Here is a 10,576-nt window from a genome sequence, read left to right as displayed (position 1 = left end):
CCGGCACCGAGGAGAAGTCCTCAGCCGATTGCATCCCCACCCCGCGTTCCTTCGCCAGGGCCACGACGGCCCGCGCCAGCGGATGCTCGCTCGGATGCTCGGCGGCCGCCGCCAGCGCCAGAACCCCCGCCTCCCCCAGCCCACCACCCCCCGCAGACGCCACCCGAACCTCCGCGACCCGCGGCGCCCCCTCCGTCAGCGTGCCGGTCTTGTCCAGCGCCACCCGCGTAACGCCACCCAGCCGCTCCATGACCACCGCGGACTTGACCAGCACCCCGTGCCGCCCGGCATTGGCGATCGCGGACAGCAGCGGCGGCATGGTCGCCAGCACCACCGCGCACGGCGAGGCGACGATCATGAACGTCATGGCCCGCAGCAGCGTCGAGGTGAAGTCCGCCCCCCACGCGAGCGGCACCCCGAACAGCGCCAACGTGGCAACCACGACACCCACCGAGTAACGCTGCTCGACCTTCTCGATGAACAACTGCGTCGGCGCCTTGGTCTCGCTCGCCTCCTCGACCATGCCCACGATGCGCGCGATGACCGACTCGGACGCGTCCTTGTCCACCCGGACCCGCAGCGCCCCCGTGCCGTTGAGCGTGCCCGCGAACACCTCGTCCCCCGGCTCCTTGTTCACCGGCAGCGGCTCCCCGGTGATGGTCGCCTGGTCGACCTCGCCGGCGCCCTCCACCACCGTGCCGTCGGCCGGCAGCCGCTCACCCGGCCGTACGAGCACCAGATCCCCGACCCGCAGCTCAGCGAGCCGCACCACGTCCTCATCCTCCCCAGCAGCACCCCGCAGCCGCACAGCAGTAGCCGGAGCAAGATCCAGAAGCCCCCGCACCGAGTCGGCCGTACGCCGGGTGGCCAGCGCCTCCAGCGCACCGGACACGGCGAAAATGACAATAAGGAGCCCCCCGTCGAGGAACTGCCCGATCGCCGCCGCCCCGATCGCGGCAACCACCATCAGCAGGTCGACATCGAGGCTCCACCCCCTGAGCGCCACCAGCCCGGCCCAACCCGGCTCCCAGCCCCCCGCGACGTAACAGAGCGCGTAGAGCGGCCCCCACACCCAAGCCGACACCCCGGCCAGATCGAGCGGAAAGGCCAGCAGAAAGGCGACGGCGGACAGGCCGGCCCAGCGAACCTCCGGCAGCGCGAGCAGTTTCGTACGCCGCGACGGCACAGGCGACGCGGCCAGCAACCGCGTAGCGGCGGGCCGGTCGTCGAGCAGGGGGGAAACCACGGCAGGACACCTCTCGGTCGGAGTCGGACAGCACAGACGTGATGACGAGCTCCCACCATAACGGAATACATGAAGAGCTCTTCACTAATAGACCCTGACACCCGCCGATACGATGGCCGCATGGGACACGGAGTCGACGAACGCGCCACACCCACAGGTCATCTCGACGCGGACGCCGCCGCCACCATCGCCGCCACGCTCCAGGCGCTCGCCACGCCGTCCCGGCTGATGATCCTGACCCGGCTCCGCCAGAGCCCGTGCGCCGTGACGGAGCTGGCCGAAGCGGTCCGGATGGAACAGTCGGCGGTCTCCCACCAGCTCCGGCTGCTGCGCGCACTGAGCCTGGTCACCGGCGCCCGGCAGGGCCGCCGGATCGTCTACAGCCTGTACGACAATCACGTCGCCCAGCTTCTCGACGAAGCCGTTTACCACATCGAGCATTTGCGCCTCGGCGCCCGCGACAATCCGGCGAAGGCGCAGCCGGGCATCGCTGAAGGACCTGCCTCGTAAGGGGTATTGAGGAGAGAGGCTTAGCCCGACCGGGTGACTTATGGCCGGGCGTACCCGCTCCGGGCAATTAGGGTCCCGACGTATGACCTCCCAGACCGCTGAACCCGCTGTCGAGCAAAGTCACTTGGGCACGATCTCTGTAATTGCCTGGTCCGGCGAGAATATCGACGACGGACGCGACATGGCTTTCCTGCTCGCCTATTCCCTCGGCGACGGAACGGCCGGCCCCGAGGCCGGCGAGAAGGCCGTCCGGCTGCTCCTCGAACAGACCGGCCTGCCGGTCGGCGAGGGAATCTTCGACGCCTCCAAGTCCAAGGAACCGGTCACCCTGCTCCTCGAAAGTGGCAGCGTGTCACTGACGATGCCGAGCCTGAGGGTCCAGTGCCTCGTACCCAGGGAATGGACCGCCGCGGCCCTCAAGCGCAAGAACGCGCACTTCATTTTCACGACCCGCCCGTGGCCCGAGGGCACCCCGGGCGTCCCCGTCGAGGCGGAGGACCTGAAGGCCTTCGTCGGCAACGAGGAGGTACTCGCGGCCTCCGCGCACTGCGTGATTCCGGTGACCACTCTGCGCAAGTGACCGCGCCGCTCCTGCCACCTCCCTCCACAGCCTTCAGGCCCTGCGGATGCGAAATCATCTGCAGGGCCTGAAGGCTGTGACCAGGGGTGGAAGGAGCGGCTGGAGTTTCCCGCCACATCCCGGCCGGGTGCCGGCCCGGGCCACCACCCAGGAGGGAGGCGGTGACCCGAGCCGTCGCCACGGATATCAGTGCTTCTTCTCCGCGCCGTTGGCCGCGAGGAGGTTGTCCAGGACGTGCGAGAGCGTCTCGTCACCCTTGTTCTGGGTGGAGTTCTCAACACACTGCTGGTTCTGCGGGTTGGACAGGACGTCCTGAACGCCAACGACGTTGACGAAGGCGGCCACGTTCTGGATGTTCTTGATCGGAACAGTGACACACGGCTTGTTGAACGAGCCCTGGATGAGCCCGATCTGCGGGCTCATGTCGCCGTGCGTGGCGGAGTTGCCGTAGATCTGCTTCGACCCATTGCCGCTCGCGGTGCGGACCTCCTGGTCGTCGACGGCCGCCATTGCCTGCGGGGCGGCAGCGGCACCGAGGCCCATGACAGAGACGGCGACGGCAGCGGTAGCCATGACCTTCTTGATCACTGTTTTCCTCTTTCCATGTCGTACCCCGAGGTGAGGCGCACTGCCCAACTAGCCGACAGTGGGTTAGTTCTCCTTCGTCACCCATTTGGCCGTGCGAGATTGGGCCGGAAGGACCTTGAATTCCATTCGAGTGAATCGGCGCAACCAATCCTCATAACGAAGGTTGAGCCTGGCGCAGAACCCTGTGTCCCGGACTAACAAGGAAATCAAATGCTCAAGAAGATGATGACCACGGCGGCAGTAGCGGCCTCTGTAGTCGGGTTCGGCGTTGCCGGAGCCGGTCAGGCAATCGCGGCGGGTGACGACCAGACGACCGCCAACGCCAGTGGTAACGGATCGGTGCAGAAGTACGGCAACTCTGTCACGAAGGGCAAGCAGAGCCCGCAGCTGACCCTCGTCCAGGGCACGCTCAACAAGCCGTGTGTCGCAGTCCCGGTCAAGAACATCCAGAACGTGCTCATCATCAACGTCGTCGGCGTTCAGGACATCCTGTCCAACCCGCAGGAGCAGCAGTGCGTCGAGAGCTCCTCCCAGAACAAGGGTGACGAGACGCTCTCGCACGTCCTGGACAACGCCATCGCGGGCAACGGCGCGGAGAAGAAGCGCTGACGCTGATCGCGAGCTGAACCCCGGCGTGCGCCCCTGACCACGGTCAGGGGCGCACTGCTGTGTACAGACGGGGCGTGCAGACGGGGCGTACAGGCGGCCGTACATGCCGGAAGGCCGGCGCACACACCCATTACTGGTGTACGCGCCGGCCTTCCGGCACCGCAGGAGAAACGCCGGCGTTCCTCAGCGGCCGAGCGGCATGCCGCCAATCATCGGAGCCGCCGACTTTCCGGTTTCCACCGCGGTGCCCATCAGCTTCTTGGGGTCACCGTTCCTGGCCTCGTTGACGGCCTGGGCGGTGTCGGTCGCGGTGTGCAGGAGGGGCTGGACAGTGGAGTCCACCGGCTGGTGGGTGTGCAGAGCGTCAGTCAGTTGCTGAACGCCCGAGTTCAGGCTCATCGACTCGTAGTCGGCAGCGACGGCCGGAGACGCCGCTCCTGCGGCCGCTCCCGCGGCCATCATCGAAACGGCAATGGCCGAGGCGGCCTTCATGTACGTCATTCCAGTAATCCCTCTTCGTGCTGGCGTAATCCGCGAACTACGAATCCCGTGACATTCCGACGCTGCTGTTCCATGTCACTTACACCAGGACTAACGAGTGCCCGGACAGTGAGAAACTCAAACCGTACGCCGTTCTTGCCGATTCACTCGGATGCGGGGCCGGAAAGTGGCCGGACATGACGATGGAGCGGGTCCGGGGGACCCGCTCCATCGAACATCTCAGCGTCCTGCGATTCAGGCCTGCGGGGCCTTGTTCCGACGGAACATCAGCACACCGCCGCCGAGCAGCGCGGCGCTCATCGCGGCGGCGACTCCGAGCTCACCGGCACCCGTCTCGGCCAGGCTCGGGGCCGCGTCCGCGGCCGGGCGCACTCGCTCGGACGGCGCGACGGCAGAAGACTCCTTCATGGGCGGCTTGTTTACGGAGGGCTCGTGCCGGGGCCGCTCGCTCCGCGGCGGCTCATGGCGAGGCGGCTCGGCCCGAGGGGGCTCATGCCGCGGCGGCTCACTGCGGGGCGGCTTCTTACCGGGGTGGTCTTCACCCGGGTGGCCGCCACCAGGAGGGTTCCCGTGGCCGGGCCTGTCCTTACCAGGGGGCTTGCCGGGGCCCGGGTTGCCGTGGCCGGGCTTGGACGGTTTGGTCTTGTGGTCGATGTTGGCGCACTCGTTGCCGAAGGCCGGGTTCAGGAGCGCGATGATGTTGATGGTGTTGCCACACGCGTTCACCGGAATGTGTACAGGGACCTGAATGTTGTTGCCGGACGCGGCGCCCGGCGAGTGGGAGACGTCCCCGTCGGCCCCGGAGTCCGCGAGAGCGGAGCCGGTGGTCATGGCGAGGAGCCCGGAGGCGGCCGCCGCGGCGAACATGCCTCTGCTCAAAACCTGTCGCACTTTGCCGTTCCCTGTCTTTCATGCCTGCGGGCGAGCCGATTGCTCACACGCGATGAGGGAGGTTCAGTTGGCCCCCGAGCGCATGGGGTGCGCTGGGGGGCCAACTGGGGCCGAACACCTAGTGGTTCGGACTGGGAATTACTTGTTGACGCACTCGTTACCAAAGGCCGGGTTCAGGAGCGCGATGACGTTAACGGTGTTCCCGCAGATGTTGATCGGGATGTGGATCGGAACCTGAACGTTGTTGCCGGAAATGACGCCCGGGCTTCCCTTGACATCACTCTTCGCCCCGGAGTCGGCGATGGCCGGGGAGGCGACACCGACGGCCAGGAGCGAGCCGGCGATGAATGCGGCGCTCTTCACGTACTTCATTTATGAACCTTTCCGGCGGCGACAGCCTACACAGCCACGTCCTTCGCGCTGCACGAGTCTGTTTTCTTCATGCCCGTAGCGTCGCCGTCGTCATCGGTAACGATCCGCTTCCACCGAAGAAACCCCATAAAAGAAGCTATCTTTCCACCGTCACCCGAACGCCCTAACATTCAATTACTCCGCACACCAATACCCGGCCTCCCCACAGGGAGAACCGGGAATTGGTCGCGCGGGCCGCCGTCAGGTTGTTGAGCCGGGGACCTTGGGCAGTTCGGCGGCGCCAGGAGCCTTGGGCACTTCAGCGGCGCCCGGGACCTTCGGCAGCGGAGGCAGCCCCGCGAGGTTCGGAGCCGGGAGGCCGCCGCCCGTGACGATGCTGACGATGACGTTGAGGATGGCGGTGATCGTGGCCACGACAGCCTCTGGCACCTTCGCCGCGTCACCCGCCTCCGCGGCCTTCAGTAGTACGCCGACCTTGGCACGCAGATCAGCGACCGCCTTGACCTTGAGATCCTGGCCCACGTCGGCCCGGGGCGTTGCCACGGGCGGCAGCGCGGGCGCGGGACCGGCGGGGACTTCCAAGGCCGTGCCGGAGGCCTTGGGGAGGTCCTTCAGTGCCTCCTCGATCGCCTTCACGTGCTTGGCGATCTCCGCCGGTGACAACTTGCCGCCGGCGGCGATGACGGCGTCGAGGAGGTCGGTGACGGGGGTCAGCGCGATGTCGATGTTTCTGAGCAGCTTGACCTGGGCGGTGAACTTGGCGGCATCCGGCAGCGGGTCTTCGGCGGCAGAGACCTCCGACGCGAGTGAGGCCGGCACCGGGGCCGCTATCGCGCCTCCGGCCGAGCCGAAGACCAGCGCCCCGCACACCACGGAGGAAACGACGAAGCCGGCGGTCCGGGAAATGCGCATGCGAAGAGTCCTTACGTGAGGGGTGTGTCCCCGGAGAGTGGGGACAACGCCACCGTGCAACCCGTGGACACGCTCCGCAACTTTTCCCCCACGCTCCGTCAGTGGCGGATCGCCTTGTCGAAGCCCTGGAAGCTCTCGTCGCCGACGTCCGGAAGGACGGGCAGGGCCAACGGCGCGGGCCGTCACCGGTCACGCGAGGCTGCTGCGATCGGGCACGCACTCCTGATGCGGAACCGAACTCAGGTACGCGGCCGGCTCCAGCGGGCGGTCGGTGAAGAAGCGCAGGGACAAGTCCGCGACCTCTTCGGCCTTTTCGAGTACGACCCAGTGATCGGCATCGCGGATGGTGGTGAAGCGGCTGCCCCGGATGGTCCCGGCGAAGGCCCGCTGGTGCTCCGCGGATGTCACCGTGTCGTGCTCCCCGGTGAAGACCAGCGCCGGTACTCCGGACAGCCCCCCCGAGAAGTCCGGCCGGTCGCCGAGTGAGCGGTACACGGAGTCCGCGGCGTGCGGGGAGTGCGCGACCGCGTGGAGCATGGAGCGCTTCACGTACCGGTAGGCGAGGTCTCGGCGGGCGACGTACCGGTCCGGGTCGAGACACATCAGTGCTTCCGTCACCAGCGTGGCGAAGCCGTCCCTGTCCCCGGCGGCGAGCCGGTCGGTGGCGCGCTGCCAGTGGGCCCGCTGGGCGTCCGAGATGTGGGCCGGGACTCCGCCGAGAACGAGCCGGGCGATGCGTCCCGGGTTGTGCTGGGCGCAGCGGAAGGCGAGTGCGGCACCGTAGGAGAAGCCGAAGAGGTTGACGCGTGGTACGTCGAGATCGTCGATGATCCGGGTCACGGCGGCGCACAGGATGTCCGCGCTCGGGCCGGGCGGCAGGGGCGCCGCGGTTCCCATGCCGGGCAGATCCGCGGTCACCACGCTCGCGACCGGTCCGAGGCGCCCGTCCATCTGGGGCCAGCCGTGCATCCCTTGCAGGGCGCCGCCCAGGATGACCACCGGTTCGGTGAGCTGCTCGGAGGGCGGTTCCGTGCCCGGTTCGGTGACCGGGCCGGTTCGCTTCAGCAGGCGGTAGGAGTAGCGCAGCCCGTCCACCGACAGCGAGCGAACGGTTTCCTCGGGCATGCTCCTTCTCCCTCTCGACGTGCGGATCACAGCTAGGTGCGCGTGAGGACCAGCGCGGCGTTGTGGCCGCCGAAGCCGAGCGACGTCTTGACGGCGCAGTCGAACGCGGCGGGGCGGGAGGCCTTCGCGACCACCTCCACCGGGATGCGTGGGTCCAGCGACTCCAAGTTGGCTGTCCGCGGTACGAGTTGGTTCTCCAGCGCCAGCACGGTCAGCGCGGTCTCGATGCCGCCGGCCGCGCCCAGGGTGTGGCCCGTCATGGCCTTGGTCGAGGTGACGAGTGGGTCCGCGCCCAGGAGGCGGTGCAGCATCGTCGCCTCGATGAGATCGTTGAACACCGTTGACGTGCCGTGCGCGTTGACGTGGCCGATGTCGGACGGCGTAACCCCCGCGTCCGTCAGCGCGGCCCGCAGCGCGCTTTCGATGCCCTTGCCCTCGGGGTCGGGGGCGACGGCCGAGTACGAGTCGCTGGACGCGCCGTAACCGGCGATGCCCGCCCGGATCCGGGCGCCGCGCGCGGCGGCGTGCTCGGGGCGTTCCATGACCAGCAGGCCGGAACCCTCGCCGACGACGAAGCCGTCGCGGTCCGCGTCGAACGGGCGGCAGGCCGCGGCGGGATTGTCGCGGCGGGTCGACACCGCCCGCATCTGGCAGGCACTGGCGATCAGCAGCCGCGAGCAGACCGACTCGGCGCCGCCGGCGACGGCGATGTCGCAGGCACCGGTACGCAGCATCTGGTGTGCGGTGCCGATCGCTACGGTGCCGGACGAGCAGGCCGTGGAGACCGCCATGCTCGGGCCGCGTGCCCCGAGGTCCATGCAGACGCTGCTGGCCGCGCTGTTGACGACGGTCAGCGGGGCGAGCTTGGGGGAGACACGGCGCGGGCCCTTCGTGGTGAGTACGGCGTGCTGGTCGTCGTAGAAGGGGAGGCCTCCGTGGGCGGATCCGATGACCACCGCTACCCGGCCGCTGTCCCAGACCGACGGGTCGAGGCCGGCGTCCGCGACGGCCTCGCGGGCGGCCAGTACCGCGAGTTGAGAGAAACGGTCCATCAGGCGCTGGGCCGCCACGCCGAGGACTTGCGCTGTGTCGAGTTCTTCGGCGGGGATGGCGTACATGAAGTCGCACGGCAGGTCGCGGAGTGCCTCGCGCGGGCCCACGGAGGACCCGCGGACCTCGCCACGCGTGACGTTTCGCCACGCCTCGTCCACGCCGACTCCTGCCGCTGTGACCAGGCCGAGTCCTGTCACGGCCGCCGTGAAGGGCGGGGTCGCCGGCCTGGTCATCCGAGGGTCCTGCTGTGTACGAGTTCGACGAGCTCGCCCACGGTGTTGCGGGACGTCAGCGCCGCGTCCTCCAGGTCGATTTCCAGCTGCTCCTCGATGAGGATGCGGAATTCTTCCAGCGCGAGTGAATCCATGCGCAATTCGTAGAGTGGAATCTCGGGACGGACGGCCGCTGGGTCAACTCCGAATTTCTGCACCATCAGCGTGCTGACGGCTTCTGTCGCACTGGCCACTCGTCGCTCCTCCGAGTTCGTCCGGCAACCTTTATACGCGTCTACCCGGACAGGGCCTTACAACGTTCGCCCAATGTAATGACGGCTGGCACGCGCGTACGGATTGCGGTGAAACTCCTGGGGACCTGGGGAGTTCAATGCACGTGGGGGCCGCCGGTCATTCGCGGCTTTCCTCGTGGGACAAGGGCCAGGGCTGTCGCCGCGCTTGCGGCGGCTGCCAGGGCGCACACGGTGAACGCGTCGGTGAAGCCGGTGGTCTCTGCGATGCCTTGGGTTCCGGCCGCGATGGCGTGGTCGATGCCGCCGTCGATACCGCCGTCGATGGCGGTTGCCGCGATGGTGGAGACCACCGCCACGCCTATGGAGCCGCCCACCTCGTGGAAGGTGTTGACCACTGCGGAGGCAAGGCCCGCCTCGTGGTGCTCCACCATCGCCAGCGCGGTCGTGGTGGCGGTGACGAACACCGCGCCCAGGCCCAGGGAGGCTACGACCAGCCCCGGGAGGAAGGTGGCGTACACGCTGCCGTCGGCGGTGAGCTGGGTGAGGGGGACCGTACCTGCTGCCGCGATCGCCATGCCCGTCACCGCGGTCGTACGGCTGCCGATGCTGCTGATGAGGCGGGATGCGAGGTGGGCGCCGATGCCTGTCGCCACTGCGACCGGCAGGAAGACCAAGCCGGTGCGCAGTGGGCTGAGGCCGCGGGCGTGCTGGAGGTAGACCGAGCCGAGGAAGAAGAACGCGATCAGCAGCGCCGTCGCCATCAGCATCAGGAACGCGCCCGCGAGCACTGGCCGGCGGGTGAACATCCTCAGGTCCATGAGGGGGGCGTGGGTGGCGCGTTCCACGGCGGCGAAGAGGGTGTAGAGGGCGGCGGCGGAGGCGAGTGGGAGCAGGGTGGCGGGGGCGGCCCATCCGGTGTCGCCCGCCTTGACCAGGCCGTAGATGAGGGCACCGGCGGCCGCGGTGACGAGGAGTGCGCCCGGCATGTCGAGCCTTGTCGGCTGGGGGGCGCGGGGCGGGACCAGGGCGGGTACTGCGGCGAGTAGGGCGAGGCCTACCGGCACGTTGACGTAGAAGACCCACTGCCAGCCGGGGCCCGCGGTCAGGGCGCCGCCGAGCAGGACGCCGGCAGCGGAACCGGTGCCGCCGATGGCGGCCCATACGCCCAGCGCCTTGTGGCGCTCGTTGCCGTGGAAGGTGGTCGTGACGAGTGCCAGTGCGGCCGGGGACAGCAGGGCCGCGCCGACGCCTTGGGCGATGCGGCCTCCGAGGAGGGTGGGCGCGGTTTCGGCGAGGCCGGTGACCAGGGAGGCGGCGGTGAAGAGCGCCAGGCCGGCTGCGAGTGTGCGGCGGGCACCGAAGGCGTCGCCCAGCCTGCCTCCCAGGAGCATCAGGCCGCCGAAGCAGAGGGTGTACGCGGTGACGACCCAGGTCAGCGTCGGGCGGTCCAGGCGGAGGTCGGCTGCCATGTCGGGCAGGGCGACGTTCACCACGGTGACGTCGAGGATCAGCATGAACTGGGCGACGCAGACCACGGCGAGCATGGCCCAGCGGTGGGGGGCGGCTGGTTCCTGGGTGTCCGGGGGGACTGAGGCCTGAGGCTCTGGGGTCGGTGCCGCGCCGTGGCGTCTCCTCGGACGCCGAACGTTCGGGTACTCGTTTTTGTATTCGGGCTCGTTGCGTTCGGCGCCCTGCGGCCAGCGCCCCGGCACGTCCCCTCCTG

The 10,576-nt window shown here is 68.6% G+C and carries 13 protein-coding genes; 3 read left to right on the top strand and 10 right to left on the bottom strand.

The annotated features are described in order from the left end of the window. A partial coding sequence (locus tag J7E89_RS31095; protein WP_214978049.1) for an HAD-IC family P-type ATPase occupies positions 1–1,246 on the bottom strand: 1,246 nt, incomplete at its 3' end. Between the two features lie 120 nt (positions 1,247–1,366). Here J7E89_RS31095 and J7E89_RS31090 point away from each other — a divergent pair. Both J7E89_RS31090 and J7E89_RS31085 read left to right on the top strand, forming a co-directional pair. After that, complete coding sequence (locus J7E89_RS31090) at positions 1,367–1,756, top strand: metalloregulator ArsR/SmtB family transcription factor (RefSeq protein ID WP_214978047.1); 390 nt, start codon at positions 1,367–1,369, stop codon at positions 1,754–1,756. 82 nt (positions 1,757–1,838) lie between these two features. Next, complete coding sequence (locus J7E89_RS31085) at positions 1,839–2,336, top strand: DUF5949 family protein (RefSeq protein ID WP_214978045.1); 498 nt, start codon at positions 1,839–1,841, stop codon at positions 2,334–2,336. A 186-nt stretch (positions 2,337–2,522) separates the two neighbouring features. Here J7E89_RS31085 and J7E89_RS31080 read toward each other — a convergent pair whose 3' ends face one another. Then, a complete protein-coding gene (locus tag J7E89_RS31080; RefSeq protein WP_214978043.1) occupies positions 2,523–2,924 on the bottom strand; it encodes a rodlin in 402 nt (133 codons plus the stop codon). Between the two features lie 210 nt (positions 2,925–3,134). Here J7E89_RS31080 and J7E89_RS31075 point away from each other — a divergent pair, with 210 nt between their 5' ends. Further along, positions 3,135–3,533, top strand: coding sequence for a rodlin (locus J7E89_RS31075; RefSeq protein ID WP_214978041.1), 399 nt, complete (start codon positions 3,135–3,137; stop codon positions 3,531–3,533). A gap of 183 nt (positions 3,534–3,716) precedes the next feature. Here the strand turns inward: J7E89_RS31075 and J7E89_RS31070 are convergent, their stop codons facing one another. The 8 genes from J7E89_RS31070 to J7E89_RS31035 form a co-directional block, all read right to left on the bottom strand. Then, complete coding sequence (locus J7E89_RS31070; protein WP_214978039.1) at positions 3,717–4,034, bottom strand: hypothetical protein; 318 nt, start codon at positions 4,032–4,034, stop codon at positions 3,717–3,719. Positions 4,035–4,268: 234 nt separating this feature from the next. Then, positions 4,269–4,901 (bottom strand): chaplin, encoded by a 633-nt coding sequence (locus J7E89_RS31065; RefSeq protein ID WP_214978037.1) that lies wholly within the window; start codon positions 4,899–4,901, stop codon positions 4,269–4,271. 162 nt (positions 4,902–5,063) lie between these two features. After that, a complete protein-coding gene (locus tag J7E89_RS31060; protein WP_214978029.1) occupies positions 5,064–5,297 on the bottom strand; it encodes a chaplin in 234 nt (77 codons plus the stop codon). Positions 5,298–5,537: 240 nt separating this feature from the next. After that, on the bottom strand, positions 5,538–6,209 hold the full coding sequence (locus tag J7E89_RS31055; protein WP_214978027.1) for a hypothetical protein: 672 nt from the start codon (positions 6,207–6,209) through the stop codon (positions 5,538–5,540). Between the two features lie 189 nt (positions 6,210–6,398). Then, complete coding sequence (locus tag J7E89_RS31050) at positions 6,399–7,334, bottom strand: alpha/beta fold hydrolase (RefSeq protein ID WP_214978025.1); 936 nt, start codon at positions 7,332–7,334, stop codon at positions 6,399–6,401. A gap of 32 nt (positions 7,335–7,366) precedes the next feature. Continuing rightward, positions 7,367–8,620 carry a beta-ketoacyl synthase gene (locus J7E89_RS31045; protein WP_214978024.1) on the bottom strand — a complete coding sequence of 418 codons (1,254 nt, stop codon included), beginning with the start codon at positions 8,618–8,620 and terminating at the stop codon, positions 7,367–7,369. Further along, on the bottom strand, positions 8,617–8,853 hold the full coding sequence (locus J7E89_RS31040) for an acyl carrier protein (protein WP_308315663.1): 237 nt from the start codon (positions 8,851–8,853) through the stop codon (positions 8,617–8,619). Before J7E89_RS31040 ends, J7E89_RS31045 begins: the two co-directional genes overlap by 4 nt. Before the next feature lie 134 nt (positions 8,854–8,987). Further along, the gene (locus J7E89_RS31035; protein WP_214978022.1) at positions 8,988–10,397 is read right to left on the bottom strand and encodes an MFS transporter; all 1,410 of its coding nucleotides are present in this window, start codon (positions 10,395–10,397) and stop codon (positions 8,988–8,990) included. Positions 10,398–10,576: the final 179 nt, after the last annotated feature.

Source organism: Streptomyces sp. ISL-100 (assembly GCF_018614615.1).
GTDB lineage: Bacteria > Actinomycetota > Actinomycetes > Streptomycetales > Streptomycetaceae > Streptomyces.
The sequence above is the reverse complement of the archived record's forward strand: the minus strand, read 5'-3'. Positions and strand labels throughout refer to the sequence as shown.